This is a genomic window from Ammonicoccus luteus (genome assembly GCF_050880385.1).
GTDB lineage: Bacteria > Actinomycetota > Actinomycetes > Propionibacteriales > Propionibacteriaceae > Enemella.
On record NZ_JBNZCI010000009.1, the window covers coordinates 38,934 to 65,269 of the forward strand.

General features: G+C 66.8%; 26 protein-coding genes. 3 read left to right on the forward strand and 23 right to left on the reverse strand.

Annotated features, from left to right (window positions below):
- Nucleotides 1-14 precede the first annotated feature (14 nt).
- A complete protein-coding gene (locus ACQ260_RS16035; RefSeq protein ID WP_432560472.1) occupies nucleotides 15-3,056 on the reverse strand; it encodes a toll/interleukin-1 receptor domain-containing protein in 3,042 nt (1,013 codons plus the stop codon).
- 77 nt (nucleotides 3,057-3,133) lie between these two features.
- On the opposite strand from ACQ260_RS16035, the gene ACQ260_RS16040 reads away from it, so the two are divergent.
- Entirely contained in the window at nucleotides 3,134-4,414 is a 1,281-nt protein-coding gene (locus tag ACQ260_RS16040) for an MFS transporter (RefSeq protein WP_432560572.1), read from the forward strand.
- On the opposite strand, the gene ACQ260_RS16045 is transcribed toward ACQ260_RS16040, so the two are convergent.
- The 5 genes from ACQ260_RS16045 to ACQ260_RS16065 all read right to left on the reverse strand — a co-directional run bounded on the left by ACQ260_RS16045 (nucleotide 4,407) and on the right by ACQ260_RS16065 (nucleotide 8,563).
- Nucleotides 4,407-4,661, reverse strand: coding sequence for a MurR/RpiR family transcriptional regulator (locus ACQ260_RS16045; protein ID WP_432560473.1), 255 nt, complete (start codon nucleotides 4,659-4,661; stop codon nucleotides 4,407-4,409). The genes ACQ260_RS16040 and ACQ260_RS16045 overlap by 8 nt on opposite strands.
- Before the next feature lie 83 nt (nucleotides 4,662-4,744).
- Nucleotides 4,745-5,374 (reverse strand): hypothetical protein, encoded by a 630-nt coding sequence (locus ACQ260_RS16050; RefSeq protein ID WP_432560474.1) that lies wholly within the window; start codon nucleotides 5,372-5,374, stop codon nucleotides 4,745-4,747.
- A gap of 158 nt (nucleotides 5,375-5,532) precedes the next feature.
- Nucleotides 5,533-6,660, reverse strand: coding sequence for a DNA-processing protein DprA (gene dprA / locus ACQ260_RS16055; RefSeq protein ID WP_432560475.1), 1,128 nt, complete (start codon nucleotides 6,658-6,660; stop codon nucleotides 5,533-5,535).
- Nucleotides 6,660-8,192 carry a YifB family Mg chelatase-like AAA ATPase gene (locus ACQ260_RS16060; protein ID WP_432560476.1) on the reverse strand — a complete coding sequence of 511 codons (1,533 nt, stop codon included), beginning with the start codon at nucleotides 8,190-8,192 and terminating at the stop codon, nucleotides 6,660-6,662. The genes dprA and ACQ260_RS16060 overlap by 1 nt, the downstream gene beginning before the upstream one ends.
- Nucleotides 8,192-8,563 carry a YraN family protein gene (locus ACQ260_RS16065; protein ID WP_432560477.1) on the reverse strand — a complete coding sequence of 124 codons (372 nt, stop codon included), beginning with the start codon at nucleotides 8,561-8,563 and terminating at the stop codon, nucleotides 8,192-8,194. Before ACQ260_RS16065 ends, ACQ260_RS16060 begins: the two co-directional genes overlap by 1 nt.
- Nucleotides 8,564-8,728: 165 nt before the next feature.
- On the opposite strand from ACQ260_RS16065, the gene ACQ260_RS16070 reads away from it, so the two are divergent.
- Nucleotides 8,729-9,589: a fumarylacetoacetate hydrolase family protein gene (locus tag ACQ260_RS16070; protein WP_432560478.1), complete on the forward strand. Its 861-nt coding sequence runs from the start codon at nucleotides 8,729-8,731 to the stop codon at nucleotides 9,587-9,589.
- A gap of 53 nt (nucleotides 9,590-9,642) precedes the next feature.
- Here the strand turns inward: ACQ260_RS16070 and ACQ260_RS16075 are convergent, their stop codons facing one another.
- From ACQ260_RS16075 to rplS, 4 genes are all read right to left on the reverse strand, one after another.
- A complete protein-coding gene (locus ACQ260_RS16075) occupies nucleotides 9,643-9,954 on the reverse strand; it encodes a DUF2469 domain-containing protein (protein WP_432560479.1) in 312 nt (103 codons plus the stop codon).
- On the reverse strand, nucleotides 9,951-10,616 hold the full coding sequence (locus ACQ260_RS16080) for a ribonuclease HII (protein ID WP_432560480.1): 666 nt from the start codon (nucleotides 10,614-10,616) through the stop codon (nucleotides 9,951-9,953). Before ACQ260_RS16080 ends, ACQ260_RS16075 begins: the two co-directional genes overlap by 4 nt.
- Entirely contained in the window at nucleotides 10,616-11,419 is an 804-nt protein-coding gene (gene lepB, locus ACQ260_RS16085) for a signal peptidase I (RefSeq protein ID WP_432560573.1), read from the reverse strand. Before lepB ends, ACQ260_RS16080 begins: the two co-directional genes overlap by 1 nt.
- 153 nt (nucleotides 11,420-11,572) lie before the next feature.
- Nucleotides 11,573-11,923, reverse strand: a complete 351-nt coding sequence (rplS, locus tag ACQ260_RS16090; RefSeq protein WP_432560481.1) for a 50S ribosomal protein L19 — start codon at nucleotides 11,921-11,923, stop codon at nucleotides 11,573-11,575.
- 186 nt (nucleotides 11,924-12,109) lie between these two features.
- On the opposite strand from rplS, the gene ACQ260_RS16095 reads away from it, so the two are divergent.
- The gene (locus ACQ260_RS16095; protein ID WP_432560482.1) at nucleotides 12,110-12,880 is read left to right on the forward strand and encodes a hypothetical protein; all 771 of its coding nucleotides are present in this window, start codon (nucleotides 12,110-12,112) and stop codon (nucleotides 12,878-12,880) included.
- Between the two features lie 62 nt (nucleotides 12,881-12,942).
- Here ACQ260_RS16095 and ACQ260_RS16100 read toward each other — a convergent pair whose 3' ends face one another.
- The 13 genes from ACQ260_RS16100 to ffh all read right to left on the reverse strand — a co-directional run bounded on the left by ACQ260_RS16100 (nucleotide 12,943) and on the right by ffh (nucleotide 26,240).
- Complete coding sequence (locus ACQ260_RS16100) at nucleotides 12,943-13,695, reverse strand: succinate dehydrogenase/fumarate reductase iron-sulfur subunit (RefSeq protein WP_432560483.1); 753 nt, start codon at nucleotides 13,693-13,695, stop codon at nucleotides 12,943-12,945.
- Nucleotides 13,692-15,680: a fumarate reductase/succinate dehydrogenase flavoprotein subunit gene (locus ACQ260_RS16105; protein WP_432560484.1), complete on the reverse strand. Its 1,989-nt coding sequence runs from the start codon at nucleotides 15,678-15,680 to the stop codon at nucleotides 13,692-13,694. The genes ACQ260_RS16100 and ACQ260_RS16105 overlap by 4 nt, the downstream gene beginning before the upstream one ends.
- Nucleotides 15,677-16,345, reverse strand: coding sequence for a succinate dehydrogenase cytochrome b subunit (locus tag ACQ260_RS16110; RefSeq protein WP_432560485.1), 669 nt, complete (start codon nucleotides 16,343-16,345; stop codon nucleotides 15,677-15,679). Before ACQ260_RS16110 ends, ACQ260_RS16105 begins: the two co-directional genes overlap by 4 nt.
- A gap of 166 nt (nucleotides 16,346-16,511) precedes the next feature.
- Nucleotides 16,512-18,062, reverse strand: a complete 1,551-nt coding sequence (locus tag ACQ260_RS16115) for a polysaccharide deacetylase family protein (RefSeq protein ID WP_432560486.1) — start codon at nucleotides 18,060-18,062, stop codon at nucleotides 16,512-16,514.
- A 114-nt stretch (nucleotides 18,063-18,176) separates the two neighbouring features.
- Nucleotides 18,177-19,763 (reverse strand): ABC transporter substrate-binding protein, encoded by a 1,587-nt coding sequence (locus tag ACQ260_RS16120; RefSeq protein WP_432560487.1) that lies wholly within the window; start codon nucleotides 19,761-19,763, stop codon nucleotides 18,177-18,179.
- Between the two features lie 59 nt (nucleotides 19,764-19,822).
- Nucleotides 19,823-20,557, reverse strand: a complete 735-nt coding sequence (gene trmD, locus ACQ260_RS16125) for a tRNA (guanosine(37)-N1)-methyltransferase TrmD (RefSeq protein WP_432560574.1) — start codon at nucleotides 20,555-20,557, stop codon at nucleotides 19,823-19,825.
- Nucleotides 20,558-20,568: 11 nt separating this feature from the next.
- On the reverse strand, nucleotides 20,569-21,105 hold the full coding sequence (rimM, locus tag ACQ260_RS16130; RefSeq protein WP_432560488.1) for a ribosome maturation factor RimM: 537 nt from the start codon (nucleotides 21,103-21,105) through the stop codon (nucleotides 20,569-20,571).
- Nucleotides 21,106-21,198: 93 nt separating this feature from the next.
- Nucleotides 21,199-21,474 (reverse strand): RNA-binding protein, encoded by a 276-nt coding sequence (locus tag ACQ260_RS16135; RefSeq protein WP_432560489.1) that lies wholly within the window; start codon nucleotides 21,472-21,474, stop codon nucleotides 21,199-21,201.
- A 2-nt stretch (nucleotides 21,475-21,476) separates the two neighbouring features.
- Complete coding sequence (gene rpsP, locus ACQ260_RS16140) at nucleotides 21,477-21,944, reverse strand: 30S ribosomal protein S16 (protein ID WP_432560490.1); 468 nt, start codon at nucleotides 21,942-21,944, stop codon at nucleotides 21,477-21,479.
- Between the two features lie 202 nt (nucleotides 21,945-22,146).
- Nucleotides 22,147-22,677: a hypothetical protein gene (locus tag ACQ260_RS16145; RefSeq protein WP_432560491.1), complete on the reverse strand. Its 531-nt coding sequence runs from the start codon at nucleotides 22,675-22,677 to the stop codon at nucleotides 22,147-22,149.
- A 37-nt stretch (nucleotides 22,678-22,714) separates the two neighbouring features.
- On the reverse strand, nucleotides 22,715-23,371 hold the full coding sequence (locus ACQ260_RS16150) for a sigma factor-like helix-turn-helix DNA-binding protein (RefSeq protein ID WP_432560492.1): 657 nt from the start codon (nucleotides 23,369-23,371) through the stop codon (nucleotides 22,715-22,717).
- A gap of 31 nt (nucleotides 23,372-23,402) precedes the next feature.
- Nucleotides 23,403-24,575 carry an amidohydrolase family protein gene (locus tag ACQ260_RS16155; protein WP_432560493.1) on the reverse strand — a complete coding sequence of 391 codons (1,173 nt, stop codon included), beginning with the start codon at nucleotides 24,573-24,575 and terminating at the stop codon, nucleotides 23,403-23,405.
- A 42-nt stretch (nucleotides 24,576-24,617) separates the two neighbouring features.
- Nucleotides 24,618-26,240 carry a signal recognition particle protein gene (gene ffh / locus ACQ260_RS16160; protein WP_432560494.1) on the reverse strand — a complete coding sequence of 541 codons (1,623 nt, stop codon included), beginning with the start codon at nucleotides 26,238-26,240 and terminating at the stop codon, nucleotides 24,618-24,620.
- Nucleotides 26,241-26,336: the final 96 nt, after the last annotated feature.

A 26,336-nucleotide genomic window follows, 5' to 3' on the forward strand; every position in this document is an offset into this window, starting at 1 on the left:
AGACACCTGTCACCTCAGCCGCCGGTGATCATCCAGCCATAGACCTCGTCGGTGAACTGCCATTCGGGTGGCGGCGCGACCATGCGTCGCCACCCGGCGATCCAGCGCTCGCGCACTGCATCAACATCGTCAAGCCACTCGACAGGAGCCGGAGGAATCGGCATGTCAAGGTGATCAAAGACAAAGTCGAGATAGAGATTTTCGCGTTGTCGGTCCTGTGGATCCGAGAACAGGGCGCGGGACTCTTGGGCATAGCTCTTGTCGCCGATGAGTTCTGCGATCGCGACAGCGAACCGTGCCTTGTCCCCCCGGCGCCCGCTACCGTGGCGTTCTCCGATTTCAGTGAGCCGATCCCAGAGCACTTGGGCATCGGCGAATCCACCCGCCACGGCCCACGGACCCACGTGGGAGATCAGGCTAGCCGTCAGCCAGGCAGTGGAATAGCGATCGCGGAAGCGCACCACCTCGTCCAACTCCGGCAGCGCAAGACCTTGACCGGCTCGCAATTGCCGCCAGACAAACTCGGATTGAAGCTCCATCTGGAAGCGGTAAGACTTCTTTGCGGCGATGTGTTGCGCCAATCGGTCCCGGGACCTCTCTGCGGAGACCGTGAAATTCCCGTGCGCGTCTTGGATGGCCGTCCAGCAGTGAAACGAGTCGGGCGGGTCGAACTCAAACAGTTCTCCCCACCGCAGAGCGCTCGTGAGCGTCCCCGCGTGCTGCGCCCGGATGAGCCCTGTCGGCTTGCGCCAATCCCCACAGTTCCGGTCGTACGGATCTGTGAGCAAGGCCTTCCCGAGCGCTACTGCCTCGTCGTAGCGCCGCAGGCTGCGCAGTGCGTACATCGTCCACAGATCAGCCCGAAACCGGACGCGGTCGCTGACGGCTGTCGCAGAGATGTCCTGCAGCGCGGCGAGTCGCACATGGAAATCCTCCACGCCCAGCCATCGGTAGATTTGCACCAATCCATGCAGCTCGCTTCGGCCGGTCGTCCCCTCGAGACTGGGGAGAAGATCCCGCTGGTATTTGTGGGAGGGCGTCGAGAGGAATGCCTGTTTCACCCACTCGATGTCGAGGTCGTGCTCAAGACACACCTGCACAGCGAACGTGTGCAGATGCATCAGTTCTGCATGACGTTGGTGCTGCTTGGCGTCTGAGCGCGCCTCTGCCAAGGCGATCACCAGTCGCTTCGCGGCATCGCGACTGTCCTCTGCATCCCAGCCGCCGTCGACGTCGCTGCCGGCCGCCCGGATCGCATGACGGAGTTCGTCGTGGATTTTGTGCGGAAAGAATGGATCCCCTGTGGGGCCGACGAGGCTGGTTCGAAGCAGGCGGACCACGGAACCATGTCTGATCGCAGGATCGCACATCCGCAGCGTTTCCGGGCTGAAGCTGGCAGTCACTGCGGCCGCTTGCAGAGCAAGCTGCACATCGCTGGGCAGGTGCTCCAAGAGCCGTCGCACCAGCGTCGGGAAGGAGCCACGCAGGTCGCCATAGGTGAGCGCGACCTTCCCGTGCTGGCGCCGTTCGTGGATGAGGTTAATCAGGATTTCAATGTGCAAGGGCCAGCCCTGGGTCCCCTTAGCCAGCCGCGTCAGGTCACCCTCGCCCAGATCCCACTCGACTTGGTCGAGCGCATTGCGCAGGGCGAGTTTCGCCTCGGCGACCGTCAGGTGAGCCAGCAGATGCTGGCGCGGCTCGTCGTCGTCGGGTGCGAATCGCAACAGGGTCGGCCACCGCTCGGGACCGAACCAGCGCAAGTGCCGACTCTCCTCGAGGTGCCAGGTGAGCGGTTCCCGTCCGGTCACCACGAAGAGACACAACGGCAGGTGCACCACGAGCGCGTTGATCATCTGCTCGGCCGTCCGGCCCTGGGGCGTCTGAATCTTCTCGAACGTGTCAATGAACACTGCGATGGTCGGGCGGTCGGATGCCGGCAGGTCTTCCAGCACACGCGTCACGCAGTCCATGATCCGGGGGCTGATGAGTGGCCAGGATTCAGCCTCGGCACCGCGGCGCTCGATGAGGTCGACCAATGCGGCAAGACCGGCGCGGTCACCCAAGAGCCGGCTGTCCAGCATCCTGGCCGCGGCAAGAATCTGGCGCACTGCCGCAATGGACACCATGCTCGGCAGCACGGCCATGTTGAGCTGATGGGCCAGCAATTGGAGACGCTGGACAACCAGCGCCTGCCGGCCCCGCACGGCGGGATCGTCGCCCAGTTGTCCGAGGGTAACCGCGTACAGCGCAGCCACAGCTACATCGAAGGCGTTGAATTCGACGCCGGTCTGAGAGAGGGTCTCCTGGAAACGGAGCAGGAATTCGATCAAGTGCGGCTGGTCACCGTCAAGGTTCCACCGCACCGCATGGGCTGTGCGTGGCGGGACACCCCAAGGATCGTCGCTCGGCAGCACCCCTGATATCCAACGCTGGAGCCGGCGAGACAGTCTGCTCTTGCCCTGGCCCCCCACGCCATAGAAGGTGAGAAGGTTCTCGTTGACGGCCCGTTCGGTTCCGGTGGTGGCCATGGTCCGCAACAGGCGTTCGAGTGACACCCGCAGGGCATCGCGTTCCGGCAGCCGGTTCACGAACAGGGTGACGGTCTCGGTCGCGTCGGGATCGATGGGGAGCGGTTCGGCACCGGACGGTTCCTGCGCCACGTGCAGACGCCGCTCTCCGGCGAGACCCGTGATCAGCCCTGCAGGCGGGTGGTCCGTGTCCGGCCACGGGATGGCCTGAGGCAGCCGGAGGAAGTACTCAAGTCCTCGCGGGCTGTCCGCAGTGATCCGGAGCCAGAGAATAGGTTTGCCTTTTCCGTCGGCAAGCTCAAGCTCGCGCATGACGTGCGGGCTGCGATCAGCGTCCCGCTCGAAGATCAGCACGAGATGGGTGCACCACTCGATCCCGCGCACGATCTCGTCCGGCCAGAACTCGCCGGCGGCGATGGAGTCACGCATGTACCAGAACTCGTGCCCTGCCTCGGTCAGGTAGCCCACCAATCGGTCGGCCACGTCGAGCTGACTGCTGGCAACGCTGACGAAGATTCGCTCCCCCACGGTCGCACGATAGCGAGCACCTATAGTTGAAGGCTGAAGGACTTCGGGACGCGGGGCGGAGGTAAGCGGTGCGCAGCATGTTCGCCTCGCTGGCCGTCCCCAACTATCGCCGCTATTTCTTCGGCATCCTGACCTCGAACACCGGCAACTGGATGGGCCGCACTGCGTTGGCGTGGCTTGTGCTCATGATCCTGACCGACCAGGACGCGACCGCCCTTGGTGCGGTGACCGCGCTGATGTTCCTGCCGTCGCTGCTGCTGAGCCCGGTGGGCGGTGCGCTGGCCGACCGTTTCTCCAAGCGCCGGCTCATGATCACGACGCAGAGCGTGATGGCGGTGAACACCCTCGCGCTGGGACTCCTGATCGTCACCGGCCACGTGGCGCTCTGGCATGTCGCGGTGTGTGCGCTGATCGACGGCACGGCATCGGCGGTCGACGCACCGGCGCGGCAGGCGTTCGTGTCGGAGCTGGTGCCGAAAGAGCACCTGCCGAATGCAATCGGGCTCAACTCGACCAGCTTCAACACGGCTCGCCTGCTTGGGCCCGGCATTGCCGGTGTGCTGATCCTGCTCATCGGCACTGGCGGCGTGCTGTTGTTGAATGCGGTCACCTACGTCGGCGTCATCGTGGCTCTCGCATCCCTCGACCGGTCCGCGCTGCATCGCACGGAACGGAAACCTGGTCAGGGCGGCATCCTGGTGGGGTTGGCGTACATCCGTCGACGCCCGTACATCGTGCTCATCCTGACCATCGCCGCTGCAATGGGTCTGTTCGGCCTGAACTATCAGATGACGAACGTGATGATGGCGGGGATGGAGTTCGGCAAGGGGGCGGGCGAGTTCGGCCTGCTGGGCACGGTCATGGCGGTGGGTACGCTGACCGCCGCTCTGCTCGCGGCACGCAGGAAGCGGCCGCGCCTACTGGTGATCATGGTGGCGATGGGCGTGTTCGTGCTCAGCACGCTGGCGAGCGCGGTGGCCCCGACCTATTGGTTGTTCGCACTGTTGCTCGTCCCGTGCGGGCTGTCCGCGATCACGGTGATGATCACCTGCAATTCGTTGCTGCAGCTCAGCACGGACGCGGCCTTCCGGGGACGCGTGATGTCGGTGTATCTGTTGCTGTTTCTTGGCTCCACGCCCTTGGCCGCGCCCGCGATCGGATGGATCGGGGACACCATGGGTCCCCGCTGGACGCTGGGCATCGGCGGGTTGGCATTGGCGGTGGTGTGGCTGGGCGCCGCGTTCTATCTCGCCCGTGCCGAGGATCTATCGGTGCGGCTCGATCTGAGTCGTTGGCCGTGGCCGCTGGTGGTGCTCCGGGGTGAAATCACCGAGGAACAGGGCCACGAGTTCAGCTGACCGCTTGGTGCTGTGGTTCGCTGATGAGTTCGGCGTAGAGCGCTTCGCGCAGGTCGCCGTAGCCGTCGAAACCCACCGAGTGGCAGAACCTCACCACCGACGCCTCGTCGGTGTCGCACAGGTGTGCCAACTCGGCCACGCGCAGGCGCACGACGGTCGCCGGCTCTGTGACGACGATGCGGCCAACCCGCTGGGCGGACCTCGGCAGGAAAGCCAAGCGGGCCATGATGTCGGATCGGATGCTCACGACTGTTCACCCTTCTCGAGGATGTTTCGACGATAAGCGTCAACAGCAGTTGTCTCCTGTCGGTTCCCGCTGGGCGGCACGGCTCACTGGTGAGGCGGTGAGCGGAGTTCCTGCGGCATCTGCAGACCGTTGGCACGCAATTCCAGGTCGGCGAGCGCCATGATCACCGGCCACTGCTGGGCCCGCCAGTCGCCGATCGGATCCGCGCTGATGCGGGCAAGTTCGTCCACTGGTTGATTCGCCATGGCTCGCAGTGCGAGCAGTTCCAGGTCCGATGAGGAGTCGAGGAGTCTGTCCATCGACGTCGAACGCCGAACGAACCGCAACCGGGCGGGCAACCACACGAGGAGCAACAGCCCGACCGGTGCCACGAACAGCAGGACTCCGCACAGGACCGCGAGTCGTTCAATGGTGCGCACCTGATCCTCCGCAGCAGCCACCACCTGATCGATCGAGCCTCCGGCGGCGTCGAAAGGTTTGCGCAGTTCGCCACCGGCAACCGGGATGCCCCCGGCCGAATCGCCGGCCGATCGGAAGTCCTCTCGCATCCGGGCGGCGGCCGTGGCGGTCCGGCGTGCTGGTTCGGCAACCGCCATGAGCGCGGACCACACCGTGTGCGCGATCCACGCCCAGAGTCCGATCCATGCCACGACGAACACATCGGTGAGAATCTGTCGTGTCCGTCGGCCACCCGACTTGGCATAGAGGGCCATCGCGTCAGCCGTTCCCGTCAGAGCGAACGAGGGCCGCGGCAGGCGTTGGCCCGCGCCCTGACGCGGCCCCGGGCAGGCGGAGATCGTCGTTCGTGACGGTCGCGCGCATCATCAGCATGCGTGCACGCTAATCCATGCTGTGCACCACGGAGCCGTCCTCACCCGACCGATCCCGAGCGGAGCTTCCAGAGCGCACCGTGGCCCTCCTCGACCAGGCCCAGTTCCTCAAGTTCACCAAGTGCCCCCAGCGTGCTCATGAGGTCTCGTCCGCAGGATGCAGCGATCTTGTCCGCGGACAGTCCCTCGCTGCCCGGCACTGCTTCGAAGACTTCGGTGAGTGCATCGCCGAGGTCGTCCACCACCCGTCTCGGCCCTTGTGGGAACTGCAGCGTTTCCTGACCCATCGGGGCGACCAGTTCCATGACCTCGGCCACGTTGGTCACGAGGTTGGCACCCGTGCGGAGTTGAAAATGCGGGCCCTCCGACTGTGCCGAGGTGATGGGCCCCGGCACCGCCATGCGGATTCGGCTCAGCTTCTCCGCCCAACCGAGCGTGCTCTGCGCACCCGAACGAATCCGTGCCTCCACCATCAATGATCCGACCGCCAGGCCGGCGATGACGCGGTTGCGGCCGAGGAATCGCGGCCGACTCGGACGCTCGCCGGGCGGCATTTCCGACAGGAGAATGCCGTTGGCGCGGATCGCCTCGAACACCCGGGCATTGCCCCGCGGATAGGGCTCGTCCAAGCCGCTGGCCAGCACTGCGATCGTGCGACCCCGGACTGCCAGGGCACCCCGGTGGGCGCAGATGTCGATCCCGTAGGCACCCCCGGACACGACCGTCACACGACGCGTCGCCAGTTCGGCCGCCAGGTCCGCCGCAAGCGCCTCGCCGTAGCGCGTGGACATCCGCGTGCCGACGATGGCGACACTCCCGTTGGCCCACTCCGCCAGATGGCCTGGGCCGGCCGCCCACAAGCCGAGCGGGCGTGCGTGCACCTTGTCCTGTTTCACGTGCGTAAGATCGTCGAGCTGCTCAGGCCATTCGGCATCCCCCGGCATGATGAACCGCAGGTGCCGCTGCTGCATCGCCAGCACTATCTCGCGCAGTCTGCCGCTCTCCAATCGCCGTCCCCACCGGGACGCTCGGCGCGGGCCCCACAGCGAATGCCACACCGCCTCGGCGCCCTCCGCCGCCACGAGGTCGGCCAAGGCCTTGTCTCCCGGCTCGCTGACGGAAGCCAGCGCCATGCGCGCCATCCGCTCGTCTCGAACCATGCCGGTCATCACGCCGCCCCTTCCAGACCCGGTTCGCCCCGCCGCAACGCCAGGGCAAGACGAATATCCGTGCGTGTCGGCACGTCCTTCCCGGCCAGATCGGCGATCGTCCAGGCCAAGCGGAGACTCTTGTCGACGCCGCGTGAGGAGAGGCTTCCCCTGCGCACCGCGTCGTCGAGCAACTCCAGCCCATCGGGCAGCGGCAGCACCGAACGCAGTGCGGGACCAGGCACCTCTGAATTGGTCAACCACCCGAGACCCCGGAACCGGCGGGCCTGACGTGCCCGCGCCTCGGCAACGCGGTCCGCCACCGTCCGGCTGGACTCGGAGGCCACCAGATGGCCTTGGATCTGCGACCGGACCAGCGGCATGAGGTGCTGGTGGATGTCGATCCGATCGAGAATCGGGCCGGAGAGCCGCTCCCGATAGTGCCGGATTCTGGCCGGCAGGCACGTGCAGTTCCCGCCCGGAGTCTCCGCGTGCCCGCAAGGGCAGGGGTTGGCGGCCAGGACCAGCTGAAAACGGGCCGGATAGCACGCCTGGTGCAGGCTCCGACCGATGGTGACGCTCCCCTGCTCCAGCGGGGTGCGAAGCGAGTCGAGGACCTTCGGCCGGAACTCGGCGGCTTCGTCGAGAAACAGCACACCGCGGTGCGCCAGGCTGATGGAACCGGGTCTGGCCACGCCAGGTCCGCCACCCACGAGACTGGGGATCGTGGCGGAGTGGTGCGGATCCGAGTAAGGCGGTCTGAGATCGAGATCGGACTGCGACGTGGCACCCGCCAATGAACGCACCGCGGCCACCTCGAGCGCCTCCGCCGGTGTCAGGTCCGGCAGCAATCCCGGCAGTCGCTCGACCAACATCGTCTTCCCCACACCGGGTGCCCCATGCAGAAACATGTGATGGCGACCGGCGGCGGCGACCTCGATCGCCCACTTGGCCTCCGCCTGACCGACCACGTCGGCCAGGTCCGGGCGTTCCGTCTGCAGCCCGCCACGTCGTGACGGTGTCGGCGGCGCGGGCACCGGCCGACCGTGCATGAGGTCGACCAGTTCCGTCAGTGTCGCCACACCGATCACGTCCATGCCACCCACCAGCCGTGCTTCATGCACTTGGCCGGCCGGCACCACCGCACGCGTGAACCCGTTCAGTTTCGCGGCCAACACGCACGGCAGAAGGCCTCGCACCGAGCGCACCCGGCCATCGAGCCCCAACTCCCCGAGGAGGACCGCATCCGCCAGAGAACGGCTCGGCGCCACACCGCTGGCGCCCAGAATCGCGGTCACGATGCCGATGTCATAGTGGCTGCCCGACTTCGGCAGAGTCGCCGGCAACAGGTTGATGGTCAACAACCGATCCGGCCACGGAAATCCGGTGCTGTCCACCGCCGCACGACATCGATCCCGGGATTCATAGAGAGCGGCGTCCGGCAGCCCGACCAGCACGGTCCTCGGCAGACCCCGCCCGGTGAAGGCCTCGATCTCGACCATGTGCCCGTCCAGCCCGGCCAGAGCGACGGAGGTAGCGCTCGCCAGCCCCATCACTCGATCCCCCGCACGTGCGTGACCTCGATGTCCCGGCCCCGGACCGCAAGAATCCCGATGGCGTCCAGGCGGATGCGTCGGGTGGACACCTTGCGTTCCCGCAGCCACATCGCCGCGGCCCGCCGCAACCGTCGCACCTTCTCGTACGTGATGCCCTCCAGCGGCGTGCCGAAGCCCGTCCCCGTCCGATATTTCACCTCGCAGAACACCAGAATGGTTTCCCCGTCGACCTCGTCCACGGCGATCAGATCGATCTCACCCTCCCGACACCGCCAGTTGCGATCGATCACGAACATGCCGGCCTCGGACAGGACCTCTTCGGCCCATTCCTCCCCTTGCGCCCCCAGACGCTGTTTCACACCAGTCATGCCGACACCGTGCGGGATTGACCCGGGTCCGGATCACGGAAGACGCCCTCCTGTGGACAGCGCTCACGAGCACGTCCGGCCTGGGGACAACTTCCCGACCCGGTCCGTCGGATCGCCGGTCGACAGGCCATGATGGTGGGCAAACCCGAAGAAGGAGTTTGCCCGATGCGCATTGCGAATGTTGCCGACCGTGCCCACCTAGTGCTCCCGGCCGGGGACGGCACCGACCGACTGCTCGATATCGCAGAAATCTCCGAGCAGCGCTTCGGTCCGTCCCTGAGCGCGCTCTATGACGCGTGGGACGAGTTCCGTTCGTGGGCGGACGATGCCTCGTTCGACGCCGAGGCAGGTCTTCCGGTCGACCGCACCGCGTTGCAGGCGCCCTCCCCGCGGCCTCGGCAGGTCTTCGCGATCGGCCTGAACTATGACGAACATGCTGCGGAGTCCGGGTTCGAACCCCCGACCGACCTGCCCCCGGTGTTCACCAAATATGTCTCCGCCTTCACGGGTCCCGACACCGAGGTCCAGATTCCGTCCGGCGGCAACGTCGACTGGGAAGTCGAACTGGTCGTCGTCATTGGCAGGCAGGCCCACCGGATCGACGAGGACTCGGCCTGGGGCCACGTCGCGGGGGTCACGATCGGACAGGATCTCTCCGAGCGCATCACCCAGCTGCGAGGACCTGCGCCCCAGTTCGGTCTCGGCAAATCCTATCCGGGCTTCGCACCGCAAGGGCCCTACCTCGTCACCCCGAACGAGCTGCCGGACCGTGACGATCTCGAGATCGGGTGCCGGATCGACGACGAGGTCGTGCAATGCGGCCGCACGAAGGAGATGATTTTCAACGTCCCGGCACTGATCGCAAAGATCTCCGAGAACGTCACTCTCTATCCCGGCGACATCATCTTCACCGGCACCCCTGCGGGCGTCGGGCTCGGCCGCACGCCGCAGCGTTTCCTGGTCGCGGGCGAAACCCTGCATACCTGGATCGAGGGCATCGGCGAAATGACCCAGCGCTTCGTCTGAGAACACACAACGGCCGTCCGGGCAACTCCCGGGCGGCCGTCCTGTGCAGGGGGTCAGGACTGGTCCGGCACCTGCAGATCGCTCTGGACGATCTCCTCGATCGACACGTCCCGAAAGGTCAGCACCTTCGCGCTCTTCACGAACCGAGCCGGGCGATACATGTCCCACACCCAGGCATCACCCATGGATACCTCGTAGTACACGTCCCCGCCCTCGGACCGCACCTTCAGGTCGACGGCGTTGCACAGATAGAAGCGGCGCTCGGTCTCCACGGCGTACTTGAAAATGCCGACAACCGACTTGTACTCCTTGTACAGCTGCAGCTCGAGACCGGCCTCGTACTCTTCCAAGTCTTCGGAACTCATGATTGCCCCACTCTAACCCTGTGATCGCGCACGGTGCGGACCACGTTGTCGAACCGCAGGCGGTGCTCCGGACAGGGTCCGTGCTCATCCAGTGCGGCTTGGTGCACGGGCGTGCAATAGCCCTTGTGCACATCGAATCCGTACGCAGGCCACTGCTCGGCAAGTTGCACCATGATCCGGTCACGGGTGACTTTCGCGACGATCGAGGCTGCTGCGACACACGCCGCGACTCGATCCCCCTTCCAGACCGCCAGACCGGGCGCCCCCAATCCGTCCACCCCGAACCCGTCGGTCAGCACGTAGCGCGGTGCGACATCGAGGCGCAACAGGGCCCGCCGCAAGGCCTGGATGTTCGCCACATGCATGCCGAGCCGATCGCATTCCGCCGGGCTGAGTGCCACCACCGACCAAGCGGCAGCTTTGTCGACGATCTCCGCGTACGCCCGCTCCCGCTGCGGGTGCGACAGGAGCTTGGAGTCCTTGAGCAGCGAGATCCGACGCGACGGCGTATCGGTCAGGACCACCGCAGCGGCCACCAGCGGTCCGGCACAAGCACCACGGCCGGCTTCGTCGGCTCCGGCCACCGGGCCCAGTCCCGCTCGGGTGAGGGCCCGTTCGTAGCCATACAGACCCGAGTCCCGGCGGATCACGAAACGAGCCATCAGCAACCTTCACCGACGTGCACGAGCTGGGCCTCCGCCGGAGCGGGCGCCGCAGGCTCCGGCACTGCGGCGAACACCTCCGGCGTCGTGAACTGCTGGATCCGGCTGATCGGTGCCATGACCAGCGTCACCGTTCCCACGACGGAGTCGACGGGGATGAAGGCAGCAGCACCGGGCGGTCCGCCCTGCATGGAGACATCCTGGAGATGGCAGCGCGAGTCGCCCGAAGCATTGCGGTGATCGCCCAGGACGAAGATGTGCCCGGCAGGCACCACCACCTCGAACGAGACCTCGGCCGCTTTCACCACTCCCGTCTCGTCGGCGAACAGGTACGCAGACTCATCCAGCGGCTGATCGTTGATCGTCATCCGGCCCTGGTCGTCACAACACGCGACGCGGTCCCCCGGCATGCCGATCACCCGCTTCACCAGGTGTCCCTCGGCCGAGCTGGGCAGCACGCCGACGAATTCCAGCGCCCGCCGCACCGCATTGGGTTCCCGCGGAGGGCCCAGCCAGCGATTGGTGTCCTGGAAGACGACGATGTCGCCGCGCTTGAAGTCGATCACCCGCAGCGCCACGATCTTGTCATTGACCTGCAGAGTGTTCAGCATCGAACCGGAGGGGACTTCGAACGGCTGGAACACGAATGCGCGCAAACCGGTGGTCACCAACAGGCCGATCACGACGATCGCGACCAGCTCGAGCAGGAAGGCCCCGAGGCCCTGTTTCGGTTTCGCCGCCTTGCGAGCGCCCTTGGATTTCTCCGCCTGCGCCGAGGTATCGGCATTCGTTGCGTCGTTCAGGCCGACTCCTCGGGGGACTGTCCCGTCCGCTCAACGCGGCATCGGGGGACTGCACTCGTTCGCCACAAACACGATGAGGCGGTGACAACCACCGCCTCATCCTCTCACATGGCCACCGGGATCCCGTTGATCGAAATCCGTCCCGGCAGCGGATCAGTTGTCGCGCTTCTCCTTGATCTTGGCAGCCTTGCCGGAGCGGCCGCGGAGATAGTAGAGCTTCGCCCGACGAACGTCGCCACGCCGGTCGACCTCGATCTTGTCGATGATCGGGCTGTGCAGCGGGAAGGTGCGCTCGACACCGATGCCGAAGCTGACTTTGCGCACGGTGAAGGCCTCCTGGACTCCACCACCGTTGCAGGCGATGACCACACCGGCGAACACCTGGATTCGGGAGCGGTTGCCCTCGACGACCTTCACGTGGACCTTGACGGAGTCGCCCGCGCGGAACTTCGGATGATCGGTCCGCAGCGAGGCTTGGTCGAGATCGGTGATCAGCTTGCTCATAGTTCGTTTCCTTGCCGGTGCCGCAGGTCACCGTCGCTGAAGATTGTGGGAGTCGCAACAACTCGAGCGAATCCCCCCACGGCAGGAGACTCGGCTGAGCAACAGCGAGAGATTCTGCCACACGCCGGTCGAGGTGACCAAATCGCAACGGTACGCGGGGGCCCAGCCCCCGGTTAGGCTCGGTCCATGAAGTCCCGTCTGTTTCCTGCTCTGGCCGTGGCTGCCGTCCTTGCGCTGACCGCATGCTCGGGCGAGCCCGCCGCCACGGAAGCCCCGCGACCGGAGGCTGCGCCCGTCGACACGTCGGTCCTGCCACCCCAGAGCGGCGCGCCGGCCCCTGACGACCCGACGACGCCACCGGCGGGAGCGGTGACCGCGGACAATCTGCCGGTCGCCGAGGACCTCCAGTGGAACGACACCGCTGACTGGCGGACTGCCGAGACCAGCGTCGGTGGAGGCACGGAACAGTTGTCCGTCTGCCAGCAGAACAGCATCGAGTCCCTGGGCGGCAACGCCGTCCAGGTGCGCACGTTCACTCTGTCCCCCGCCGGCGGGCAGGCCGACGGTGAAGCGGTCGCGGTCGCGATGAGCTTCGACAGCAGGGAGTTCGCCGATCAGGGATATGCCACGGCCCAGGAATGGCTGGCCGACTGTCAGCGCGTGCTGGCCGCCCAGGAACGGACCGACGGCCGCCAGGTCATTTCCCCCATTGAGGTGAGCGTCCCCAGCGGTCGCGCGCAGGTGACGGAGTGGTCCTATCAGGCACCCTCGACCGGGGCCGATTCCGGTGAGTTCGAGAGCCAGGGTCTGGTGCAGCAGGGTGACCGCGTGGCGCTCGTGGTGATGCGGACGCCGGGCCAGGACAACAACTGGGATGTTGAGCCGGGCGGCCCGGTGGGCGAGCTGCACCCGATGATCAGGACGCTGCCCGCCGTGGCCGACAGACTCACCCGCTGACGACAAACGGGCGCCGCAGCCCCCCAACAGGGAGGGTGCGGCGCCCGTCGTTGCTTGCTCGCTCAGCCCTTGGTGAGGGCCTTGAACAGATCGCGGTTGAGCCGCGAGATGCTCTCCAGCGGGATGCCCTTGGGGCAGACCGCTGTGCACTCACCGATGTTGGTGCAGTTGCCGAAGCCCTCGGCATCGTGGGTGGCGACCATGTTGAGGACGCGGTTCCACCGCTCCGGCTGGCCCTGCGGCAGCAGGCCGAGGTGGGCCACCTTGGCCGATGTGAACAGCATGGCGGAACCGTTCGGGCACGCGGCGACACAGGCGCCGCAGCCGATGCAGGTGGCGTTGTCGAACGCGTGGTCGGCGTCCTTCTTGTCCACCGGCAGGCTGTTGGCGTCGACCGCCGAGCCCGTGGGCGCGGAGATATAGCCACCCGCCTGGATGATCCGGTCGAAGGCCGAACGGTCGACGACCAGGTCGCGCAGGACCGGGAAGCCCTCTGCCTTCCACGGCTCGACGGTGATGACGTCACCGTCGTTGAACTCCCGCATGTGGAGCTGGCAGGTGGTGGTCTGATAGGTGGTCTGGCCGCGGCCGTGGGCCACGCCGTTGATCACCACACCACAGGTGCCGCAGATGCCCTCGCGGCAGTCCGAGTCGAAGGCCACAGGGTCCTTGTTCTCGGCGGTGAGCTGCTCGTTGAGCAGGTCGAGCATCTCCAGGAACGACATGTGGTCGGAGACTCCGTCGAGTGAGTACTCCTCCATCCGGCCCTGGGTCTCGGTGTTCTTCTGGCGCCAGATCTTGAGGGTGACCTTCACTTGTAACTCCGTTGCTTCATCTCGACGAACTCATATTCCAGCGGTTCCTTGTGCAGGATCGGCTGGCCACCGGTGAACTCCCACGCGGAGACGAACGCGTACTCGTCGTCATGGCGCAGCGCCTCACCGTCTTCGGTCTGGGATTCGGCCCGGAAGTGACCGCCGCAGGACTCACGACGCACGAGCGCGTCGATGCACATCAGCTCACCGAGCTCCAGGAAGTCGGCGACCCGACCGGCGCGCTCGAGGGTCTGGTTCAGCTCCTCGGCCTCACCGGTCACCTTGACGTCGCGCCAGAACTCGTCGCGCAGGTCACGGATGAGACCGATCGCCTTGCGGAGCCCCTCTTCGGTGCGCTCCATGCCGCAGTATTCCCACATGATGTGGCCGAGCTCACGGTGGAACGTGTCGACGGTCTTCGAGCCGTTGATCGACAACAGCTTCTCGACCCGCTCGTTCACGCTGTTGACGGCCTCGACCACGGCGGGTGCGGAATCGTCCAACTGGTCGTGCTTCACGTCCGCCAGATAGTCGGCGATCGTGTTCGGCAGCACGAAGTAGCCGTCGGCCAGACCCTGCATGAGGGCAGACGCACCGAGGCGGTTGGCACCGTGATCGGAGAAGTTCGCCTCACCGGTCACGTAAAGGCCAGGGATGGTCGACTGCAGGTCGTAGTCGACCCAGAGGCCACCCATCGTGTAGTGCACCGCCGGATAGATGCGCATCGGCACCTCGTACGGGTTCTCACCGGTGATCTGGGCGTACATGTCGAACAGGTTGCCGTATTTGGCTTCGACCGCCTTGCGACCCAGCCGCTTGATGGCATCCGCGAAGTCGAGATAGACACCGCGACGGCCCTGGCCGGGCACCTCGGGGCCGACACCGCGACCCTCGTCGCAGACATACTTCGCGGCGCGCGACGCGATGTCGCGGGGCACGAGGTTGCCGAACGACGGATAGATGCGCTCGAGGTAATAGTCGCGATCGGCGTCCGAGATCTGACGGGGATCCTTGGTGCAGTCCGCTGCCGACTTCGGGACCCAGATGCGGCCGTCGTTGCGGAGGGACTCCGACATCAGCGTCAGCTTCGACTGGGTCTCCCCGGAGACCGGGATGCAGGTCGGGTGGATCTGCGTGTAGCAGGGGTTCGCGAAGTACGCCCCCTTGCGGTGCGCCCGCCACGTCGCCGTGACGTTGCAGCCCATGGCGTTGGTCGACAGGAAGAACACGTTGCCATAGCCGCCGGTGGCGAGGACGACGGCGTCGGCGACGTGGGCTTCGACCTTGCCGGTCACCATGTCACGGGTGACGATGCCGCGGGCACGACCCTCGTGCAGGATGACTTCGAGCATCTCGTGACGGGTGTACATCGTCACTGTCTTGGCGTTGATCTGGCGCTCCAGCGCCTGGTACGCACCGATCAGGAGCTGCTGGCCCGTCTGGCCACGCGCATAGAACGTGCGGGACACCTGCACGCCACCGAAGGAGCGGTTGTCGAGGAGACCGCCATACTCACGGGCGAACGGGACGCCCTGCGCGACGCACTGGTCGATGATGTTCACCGACACCTGCGCCAGGCGATAGACGTTCGACTCGCGGGAGCGGTAGTCGCCGCCCTTCACGGTGTCATAGAACAGGCGATAGACGGAGTCACCGTCGTTGCGATAGTTCTTGGCCGCGTTGATGCCGCCCTGCGCAGCGATCGAGTGCGCTCGTCGGGGGCTGTCCTGATAGCAGAAGCACTTGACGTTGTAGCCCGCCTCGCCCAGCGTTGCGGCACCGGCGCCGCCGGCCAGACCGGAGCCCACCACGATCACCGACAGCTTGCGACGGTTGGCCGGGTTGACCAGCTTGGCCTCGAACTTGCGCTTGTCCCACCGCTCGGCGATCGGCCCGGCCGGCGCCTTGCTGTCGAAGATCGGATCGCCCTCGACATAGACGGCGTCCGCGTCGAGGCTGCCGCGGGTCTCGAGTGTCTCGGTCACAGCGTGATCCCTCCAAAGAAGATGGCAATCGGTCCGGCGACGAAGCCCAGGACGATCGCCAGCGCGATGATGATGGCAACGGTGTTCCAGATCGCGCGCGACTTGGGGCTGGTGTTCGCGCCCAGCGTGGCGAACGCGCTCCAGAAACCGTGCCGGATGTGCAGACCCACCGCAATCATCGCGATGAGATAGCTGATCAGGACGAGGGGCTGCTGGAAGCTCTCCACGACGCGCGGGAAGATGCTCGCCGCACCGGGGGCCGTGTCAATCACCGGCACCGTGAAATGCAGGATGTGATAGATCACGAACAGCAGGATCGTCACGCCGCCCCAGCGCATCGTGTAGGACGCATAGGAACGCTGGATCGCCTTCGAATGGGCGTAACGCCGGCTGCCGCCCGAGGCCTTCTTGGCCCGGGACCACAAGGTGAACGCCGACCAGATGTGCACGAGGATGGCCGCGAGGAGGACCACCCGGACGATCCAGAGCAGACCGTTCTCCGGCAGCAAGGGCTCACCCATGACCCGCAGGTGGTGGGCATAGGCGTCATAGGCGTACTCGCCTGTCGCCGTCTTGCCGGCGAACATCTTGAGGTTGCCGTACATGTGGATCAGCAGGTAACCCACCATGACGAGACCGCTGAGGGCCATCCAGAACTTGCGCATAACAGATGAGCGCGCTGCCCTCTGTTGAACTGTGAGTGTTGGTGTAGTTGTCGCCACGGGGCCACCTTAATCCCAACGCAGCACCCGACAGGCCCCATCCCAACAGAATCCATCAGGTCTCGGGATTCGTTACGAATCCTGTTGTCAAGGTCACATTGGCCGGGGCTCACCCTCGGCAGTCGAACCCATTCTGCGCCCGGCTGGTGATGTTGCAGTACGCCCGTCCCGCCTGATAACCCGGACTGCTGTTGAGTGACAGCTCCGACACCGTGACCAAAGTCACGTCCTTTTGCTGAAGCCCGGCGAGGATCTTCGGGGCTGCCGCGACCGTGCTCGGGTGGATGTCGTGCATCAGGACCACCGAGCCCTGCTGCAGTCCCTTGCCGTTGACCACGGCGTTCTCCGTTGCGGCAGCGTTCCGCGTACGCCAGTCGCTGGTGTCCACATCCCACTGGATGATCGCAGCCCCGGTGCTGCGAATCACCTCGTCAACGGTCTTGTTGTGTGCGCCGTAGGGCGGACGGAAGATCATTGGTTTGCGGCCGTAGGCCTCCTCCAGCACCGCCGCGTTCTCGACGATCTCCTTCTGCAGCCGGGCGGCGCCCATCTGCGACAGGTTGGGGTGGCTGAACGAGTGGGAGCCCACTTCGTTGCCGTCGGACGCCACCTGTTTCGCAATCGTCGGATTGGCCTGGACCATCTGACCGAGTTGGAAGAACGTCGCCGGAGCCTTGGCTTCGATGAGCGCGGCGAGGAGTTTCGGGGTCTCGGTTCCCGGCCCGTCGTCGTAGGTCAGCGCCACGCACTTCAGCCGGGTGCAGTCCGGGCCGACCGCCGTGGAAGGCCGCTGCGGCGTCGTTGCATCCGCGGGGGTCGCAGCGGGCGTGGGAGCAGGCGTGCTCGCACCGTCGGTCGTCGGTTCGGTCTCCGGGAGAACGCCGGGCGGCGGAGTGCCATCGAAAGCGGTGGGCGAATGCGACGCACTCTCGGCCCGCTTGCCGAACTCGGAGAGAAGCGGCTGCGCATCCCCGGCCCGCACGGTCACCGCGACCATCTTCTTCTTGTCGAGCACCCCAGGGGCGAACTGGGCGACCAGATTGCCGTCGGGGTCGAACCCGAGCATGGGCCCGTCTCCTTGCGGGGCAGCGTCCGCCGCCAGCGCCGCGGCGAGCTTTTCCTTGTCCACCTTGCGTCCAGCCGCAGCGGCGACTTGTTCGGTGAAGGCGCCCCATGCGGACTCCTGGATGAGCGCCGGTGAGGAGAACACACGTTTGGTCGCCGCGTCATACCACACCATCGAAGGCCTGCTGATGTCTCCGGCTTCGGTGCTCCAGGTCGGCGTGACCACGATGCCCAGGGTTCCTGGACCGGACGCCACGACGCGATAGCCGATGTCGACCTTGGTGGCCTTCGCCCATGCCGCCTCGCGGAGCCCGCGCTCGCGCAGGACCTCCATCGCGGACGTCATCTGGCGGGCGGTCGTCACGACCGGCACCTCGGCCCGAACGTTCCGGGATTCATCCGAATAGACCGTCGGCAGCAGGCCGGCGACCAAATTCGGATCGACTTGGGCGAACTCCGCGACCGCCTCGTCCGCCGCGGTGACCGCGGCGCCTTGAGATGCGGCAGTCCGTTCGGCGGGCTCGGTGCCGCAGGCGGTGAGCGTCAGGCCAAGGACGGCGGCAGACGCAGCAAGCGTGCGCAGGGGGGTACGCAAAACAATGCCTCCGATGCTCGAATCTCGAGCCATGGTAAGTGTCGGAAGGGACCGTTTCCGTGATTGACGCCGCGTGGCGGCACGGGTTTCCGGATGCGCCCCCCGGCGCGCAGGTCAGGCCGGGCCCCACAGATCGATCATGGCGGTGGCCGGCTGGAGCAGCGGACTGACGCCGCCTCGCTCCTCCACCACAGCTATGGCCGCGTCCGGCACCCAGAGCGGGATGACCGGCAGTTCCGTCGCCAGCACGTCGTCGGCCTCCGCGTAGGTATCCCGTCGCTCGGTCGCCACCAGCTGCGAACGGCCCCGGTCGAACAGTCCGTCGAGGTCCGGATTGCAGTAGCCCGACGGCACACCGCAGGCCACCCACTGCCCGACCTGCACGGGATCCGGCACTGCCATGCGATAGCTCTCGATGACCCCGTCCACCGCAGGATCGGCCCACACGGCCGCTCGCTCCCCGACCGGACGGACGGTGATCGTCGCGCGGATGCCGACACGGGCAAGGTCGGCGACGATCGCCTCCCAGGGGCCGGTGGCGAGGTCATCCGTCAACGCCACCAGCGTGAGTGTGCGGTCATCGGACCAACCGGTGGCGGCGAGGAGGTCCTGTGCCGCCGCGGGATCCGACTGCCACCGCACTCGCTCCGGCGAGGTCGCCCAGTCCGGCGAGAACATGACCGAATCGACGACACGGCCATGCCCGCCGAGGTGTTCGTCGAGAATGCGCTGTCGGTCGATCGACTGGATGACGGCCTGTCGGAAACGGATATCGGCCAGAGGACCGCGACCGCTGAGGCCGACCACCCGGTCACCGGGCGCAGTCAGCTCCCGATAACCCGCCGGCAGCCGGTCCAACTGGCTCGATGAGATCTCCAGTGCCAGGTCCAGCTCGCCGCGCTCCAGCGCGGGGACAACCTGATCCGGGGAGACGACACGCCCCACGACTTTGTCCAGTCGGGTGAAGGGCCTGAACTGGGGATTGGGTTTGAGGACAACACGATCGTCGCCTTCCCAGGCATCGAAAAGATAAGCACCGGAGCCGACCCGAGGCGCTCGGAACAACTCCGGCCGACCGAGATCCTGTCCGGCATAGACATGGCGGGGCAGGACCAGCACGCCGGTGAGCTGGGCAATGAAGTTCGGGTCGGAGTCGAGGAGACTGATCACGACACCGCGCGAAGTTTCGGCGACGATGCCCGAGACATGGGACGCTCTGCCCTCGTGAAAGTCCCTGGCGCCCTGAATCCGCAACAGGGCGGGCAGGGCTGCGGATCGGCTGCCGGGCCGGAGATGCTCCTCCAGGGTGAACAGGAGGTCAGCGGCCCCCATCCGGGTGCCGTCGCTCCAGAAGGCATGCTTGATCGTCAACAACACGGTGCGGTCGTCGTGGATGCTGCCCCACCAGTCGGCCATCCGCGGCAGGATCCGTCCGTCGACCGAGCTGACCAACGGCTCGAAATGGGCTGCAGCGAGCAGATGATCCGGCGCGCCGAGCGGGGCGAAAGGGTCGAAGCCGGCCGGTCGGCCGGGCAACTGGAAGGTCATCGGCCCCGTCGGGGCGCTCGTGGCGGCACGTGCCGCGGCCGCTCGCTGGGGGGTCACCGGGCCGCACCCGCTGAGCAGCGCAAGGGTGAGCAGGGTGCCGACGATGGCCACGACCGCCGTGCGGACGCGGGCGCGAGCGGACTGGCCTGACATCAACGCTCTTCCTTCCAAGTCGATCGGGACGACGTGCTGCGGTCGACCTGCCGGACATACTAGGGCGCGGTCCCGAGACTTCCGTCCTGCTCGTTTCCCGGGTCGGACTCCGGCAGCAGATCCGGTCGGCGCGCTCGGGTCAGGGCCAGCGCCTGTTCACGCCGCCAAGCGGCGATCCGGGCATGGTGCCCGGACAACAGCACCTCGGGCACGGCCAGCCCGCGCCAGAGCGGCGGCTTGGTGAACACCGGATATTCGAGCAACCGGTCCTGCCCCTCGGAGTGCGACTCCTCGAGCAACGACTCCGGATTTCCGATCACCCCGGGGATGAGCCGGACGATGGCCTCGATCATCACCAGAACAGCGACCTCTCCCCCATTGAGCACATAGTCGCCGAGGCTCACCTCGCGCACCCGAAGCTGCTGCTTGGCATGGGCCATCACCCGGGCGTCGATGCCCTCGTATCGCCCGCAGGCAAACACCAAGTGGGATTCGCCGGCCAGCTCATAGGCTGTCGCTTGGTCGAACAGATCGCCGGATGGCGTCGGGACCACCAGCACCGTCTCGGGACCCACGAGCGAATCCAGCGCCTCTCCCCAGGGCTCCGGCTTCATCACCATCCCCGCTCCGCCTCCATAAGGAGTGTCGTCGACGGTGCGATGTCGGTCGTGGGTCCAGTCCCGCAGATCGTGTACGCCGACCGTCACCTTCCCGGCGTCGATCGCCTTCCCCACCAGGGACAGCGACAACGGAGCGAAATAGTCCGGAAAGATGCTGACGATGTCGAGCCGCAGGGAGGTGTCGGTCACCGGTCGTCCTCGTCCACCAGCAGACCGCCGACATCAGCCAGCGTCAATGTGCCTGCCTCGAGATCGACCGTCGGGACGAGCGCCTCCACGAACGGCACCAGCCGTTCCTCCCCGGCGGTGGTGCGGACCACGAGCAGGTCCTGGGGACCGTGCTGAATGCGGCGTACCTCACCGCCGACCTGTCCATCGGCGGTAAGCACGGTCAACCCGACCAGATCCCGGTCCCAGAACTCGCCTTCCCCGGCCGGAGGCTCATCCTCGGGGACGTCGGCGAGGAGGACCAATCCGCGCAGGGTCTCCGCCGTGGTGCGGTCGGGCACCTCGTCGAAACGGACAAGAAGTCGACCGGAGTGCCAGCGGGCCGCGTCGACGGTGAGGCGGCGTTGGCCGCCCTCCTCGCGCAGGACGGTGCCCGGCACGAAGCGCCGGTCCGGTTCATCCGTGCGGGGCTCGACGGTGAGTTCGCCACGGATGCCGTGCGCTCGGCCGATCCGGCCGACGACGACCTCGACGCTGGGCTGGGATTCGGTCACTGTGGAACTCCTGGCTGGGTCGAAGCGGAACGGCGCGGGATGGAACGCGAACGCCCCGCTGCTGGGTAGGCAGCGGGGCGTGGAGTGCGCGGGTCAGCGGCGGCCGCGGCCGCGCTGGCCACCGGTGCGCGGGCGACGGTCGACATCGAGGAAATCCACCCGCACCTGATCGCGGCCCGCGAGCGCTGCGACCACCGTGCGGATAGCCTGCGCCGTGCGGCCCTGTCGGCCGATCACCTTGCCGATGTCCTCAGGGTGGACCCGGACCTCCAGCATGCGTCCCCGGCGCAGATCCTTGTCGCGGATGCGCACGTCATCAGGGTTGGCGACGATGCCCCGGACCAGGTGTTCGAGAGCGTCGGCGAGCATGCTCAGGCCTGCTCGGCGTCGGCGGACTCCGCCTCAGTGGCGGCGTCCTCGTCGGCGGACTCGGCCTCGGCCGGGGTCTCTTCCTTGGCCTCGGTCTTCTTGGCCGAGAAGGCCTCGACCGTCGGGGAGCCCTCGCTGTTGGCGAGCGCCTTGTTGAAGATCTCGGTCTTGTTCGGCTTCTCCGCCTGCGGGTCGATGCCCGACGGGGAGTCCTCACCGCTGAACTTCTGCCAGTCACCGGAGCGCTTGAGGATGGCGACGACAGCCTCGGTGGGCTGGGCGCCGACGCTCAGCCAGTACTGTGCGCGCTCCGAGTTGACCTGGATGACCGACGGGTCGTTCTTCGGGTGATAGAGCCCGATCTCTTCGATCGCCCGGCCGTCCCGCTTCTTGCGGGAGTCCATGACGACGATGCGATAGTGCGGGGAGCGAATAGCGCCCATCCGCTTCAGACGAATCTTGACAGCCACGTGGGTGGAATCTCCTGGTATGCGTCCCCGATGCATCGGGGGAGGTCGGGTGAGGCTCGACCACCGTGTGGGGCACAGCGGAGCGGGTCTCGAAGGGATCCGGACCGTGTGGGGTGAGAGGGCACCACACAGCACAGACGCGCCCGCCATTGTGCCACACGGTCGCGGACCCACGGAAATCCGGAACCAGCCGTGCCGTGCCTCAGGACAGCAGGCCCAGACACCAATGGGCGGCCCCGGCGCCTGCCGCACCGATGAGCAGGCTGGTGAACGTCCCCAGGATGAAGCGCTCCGCCGTGCCGTCCGCGGCCCTGAGGTCGGGGTAGCGTGCCAGCCCTTTGACAGCGACGATCGCCGCGATGCCGGCCGGGAATCCGGCGAGCAGGGTGGCGCTGGCCCCAAGCCTCTCGAGCCAGCCGATCGCTCTTCCGCCCCGCAGCCTGGCGCCCGCCGCCTCGATCGGGGACAGCCGTTCGGCCTCTGGCACTGCGACGATTCCGGGTCCCGGCAAGGGGCCTGCCTCCCCGAGATCCGCACCCGCCGCGATCGCTGCGGCGTCCTCCGTCGGCCCGAGCACGCTCGTGTCGCGCTCGGGAGCCTTCGGCGTCTGCGGGCTCATCGCACCGGCCCAGCGAAAGACCCAGCGCACGACCGGGTCGCCGCCGAAGACCGCAAGCAGCGTCCAGGCGGTCACAATCCCCCACCGCGCGAGGGTCCACCAAGGTTCACTCACGACCGCCACCCTAGGAGCAGACACCTCGGAAACGGTCTCATCCCGATCCACCACGGTCCTGGACAGCCGCGAGGAGACTGGTGACCAGCTCAGCCCCGCGTACTCCCTCACGCCACCCCGCCCGACCCAGACGTTGGCTGACCGCCGACTCCGACACGCCCAACCGCTCCGCGACCTGTGCCTGCGTCGCGCCGTCGGCCATCGCGTCGACGACCTCCCAGCCTTTGTCGGTGCGGCGCGTCAGGAGAGTCCGGAACAGGATCAGCGCGGCCTCGGCCAGGTGTCCGGGGGCCACGTCGTCCCTCCGCGCGCTCCGCAGCGCCAGGCGTGCGGGCGCGCGGGCTGCTTCGTCGATGGCTTGGCGTGCTGAGAGGTACGCAGATCCGCGCGCCTCGCGGGTGCTCGCAACGGTCCGGTCCTCCACGTCGCCGAGTCCGATACCGATCCGCCAACCGGGCTCCTCGAACCGACGGGCGGCATCGAGCCGGGCGAGGCCGGCGACCAGGTCGGTGACCGCCGATGGCTCCGCCAGGAGCCCCTGCACCTCGTCTCCGGCGGTCCGTTCGAAGCCGAGCACCACCCCCGCCAGGGAACGGGTCAGGTCAAGGACCTCTTCAACTCGGTCGGGCTCACGTCGGCTGCGCCGTTGATCGACGTTCACCACCCACACGCCAGTTAAGGCATTATCCTTCATATCGCTAGATTAAGGCATTTCCCTGGAACCGTCAGCACACGACGTGTCCGCGAAGGACCACGCGCGACGGCGCCTGCAGGACCCGCAGATCGGCTCGTGGGTCCGACGAGAACACCACGATGTCCGCCGGTGCCCCGTCGGCGATTCCTGCGAATCCGAGCCATTCGCGGGCGCGCCAAGATCCTGCGCCCAGTGCGAAATCGGCGCCGCCGATCTCGGCCAGCATGGCCATTTCGCGACCGATGAGGCCGTGGGGCACGACGCCGCCCGCGTCGGTCCCGGCGAACATGCGCACGCCGGCCTCCAGCGCAGCCCGATAGGTCTCGTGCCGCCGGTCATAGAGCGAGCGCATGTGGTCGGCATAGATGGGGAACTTGTCCTGACCGGCGTCGGCGATGCCAGGGAAGTTCTCGAGGTTGACCAGGGTGGGCACCAATGCGACGCGGCGCTCCGCCATCATCTCGATGGTCCGCTCAGTCAGCCCGGTCCCGTGTTCGATGCCGTCGATGCCCGCCTCGAGATAGGTGTCAAGGCCCTCCTCGCCGAAGTGGTGGGCTGTGACCCGGCATCCCAGTTCATGGGCACGAGCGATGGCTGCGGTGACCTGCTCGGCCGGCCACAGCGGACCGAGATCGCCGGTGTCCCGGTCGATCCAGTCCCCGACGAGTTTGATCCAGCCATCGCCCCGCGCAGCCTGGCGCTCCACCTCGGCGACGAGGCTCTCCGGCTCGATCTCCTCCCCGTAGCCACGGATGTAGCGCCGCGGCCGCGCGATGTGACGGCCGGCGCGGACGACTCGGGGCAGGTCCTCCACATCGTCGATCCAGCGAGTGTCGCCGGGCTGTCCGCAGTCCCGCAGCAGGAGTGCACCCGCGTCGCGATTCGTCAGTGCTTGTGCCTCGGCGGTCTCCGCAGGCACTTCGCCGTGCTGATCGAGACCGACATGGCAATGGGCGTCGACGAACCCAGGCAGCAGGAATGCATCCCGGCAGATCGTCGTGGCGTTCGCCACCGGTTCGAAGCGGATCAGCCCGTCGACCACCCACAGATCACGTGCTTCCCCCTCGGGGAGCAGCACACCGTGCAGGTGGAGCCGTGGCCTTTCCGCGTTCGGGTCGATCCGCAGATGCGGCTGCGGGTGTGCGTGCAGATGTCCGGGACCGTGCGAGTGGAGGTGACCACCCTGGGAGTGCATCGCTGCCATGTCGGCCAGTCTGCCCTGCCCGTCACGTCCGCGGGGCCGGGGTCACTTCCCCTGGTTCTTGAACATCTTCTGCAGTTCGGGCGGCAACTCGAAGTCGGTGGCGGAACCCTTGCCCATGCCTTTGAACTGGTCGGGATCGAACCCGTGCCCGCCGAACGCGGCCGCAGGATCGACAGCGGGTTCCGGCTGAACAGGCTCGGGTGCATTCCGCTTCGCCGGATTGCCGGAGACGCCACGCTTGTTCTTGGCGGCCTTGCGCTGCTGTTGCTTTGCGCGTTTGCTGACGCCACCGGTCGCGCCCGGCATGCCGGGCATCCCCGGCAGGCCCGCGGGCATCTGGCCGGTTGCGAGTGCGGACATCATCTTGCGAGCCTCGAAGAACCGGTCGACCAACTGGTTGACGTCGGAAACCGCTCGCCCGGAACCAGCCGCGATGCGGGCGCGGCGCGAGCCGTTGAGGATGCGGGGATCGTCACGTTCGGCGGGCGTCATCGACAGGATGATGGCCTCGATGCGGTCGACCTCGCGCTCGTCGATGTTGGCGATCTGGTCCTTCAGCTCGCCCATCCCGGGGAGCATGCCGAAGATCTTCGACAGTGGCCCCATCCTGCGGACGGCTTTCATCTGCTCGAGGAAGTCACCGAGACCGAACTCCGTGCCGCCCTTCGACGAGATCTTCGCGGCTGCCTTGCGCGACTGTTCCTCGTCGAACGTCTTCTCGGCCTGTTCGATCAGGGTCAGCATGTCGCCCATGCCGAGGATCCGGGAGGCCATCCGCTCGGGGTGGAAAACGTCGAAGTCCGTCAACGCTTCGCCGGAGGAGGCGAACATGATGGGTTTGCCGATCACCCGCGCGATCGACAGCGCCGCGCCACCGCGCGCGTCGCCGTCCAGTTTGGTCAGCACCACGCCGTCAAAACCGACGCCGTCAGCAAACGCCTGCGCGGTGTTGACCGCGTCCTGACCGATCATCGCGTCGACGACGAAGAGGACCTCGTCCGGATTCACCGCGGACTTGATGTCGGCGGCCTGCTGCATAAGAGTCTGGTCGACGCCGAGGCGGCCGGCGGTGTCGACGATGACGACGTCATAGAGCTTCCGCTCGGCCTCGGCGATGGAGGCGCGCGCGACACGGACCGGGTCACCGATGGTCTCGCCGGACTCCGATGTGTTGCCGGGCTCCGGGGCGAAGCAGTGCACGCCGGCGCGCTGGGCCACGACCTGGAGCTGGGTGACGGCGTTGGGTCGCTGGAGGTCGGCTGCGACCAGCAGAGGTGAGTGGCCCTCGGACTTCAGCCAGGCAGCCAGCTTGCCCGCCAGGGTGGTTTTGCCCGCACCCTGCAAGCCGGCGAGCATGATCACCGTCGGCGGCCTCTTGGCGAACCGGATCGTGCGGGTGTCACCGCCAAGGATCGCGACCAGTTCCTCGTTGACGATCTTGACGATCTGCTGGCTCGGATTGAGCGCCTGCGACACCTCCGCGCCCTTGGCGCGCTCCTTGACCGCGGCGATGAACTCCTTGACGACGCTGAGGTTGACGTCCGCCTCCAGGAGCGCGATGCGGATCTCCCGCGCGGTCGCGTCGATGTCGGCGTCACTCAGCTTGCCCTTGCCACGCAGGTTTCTGAAGGTGGCGGCCAAGCGGTCTTGCAGTGTGTCGAACAAGGTGAATCCTCGGTCAATCGGTCGGCGGATCGGGGGGCGCGAGCGCGCTGCTCGTCAAGGTTACCGGCCCGCACCGGAAACCGCTCCTCACGAGCC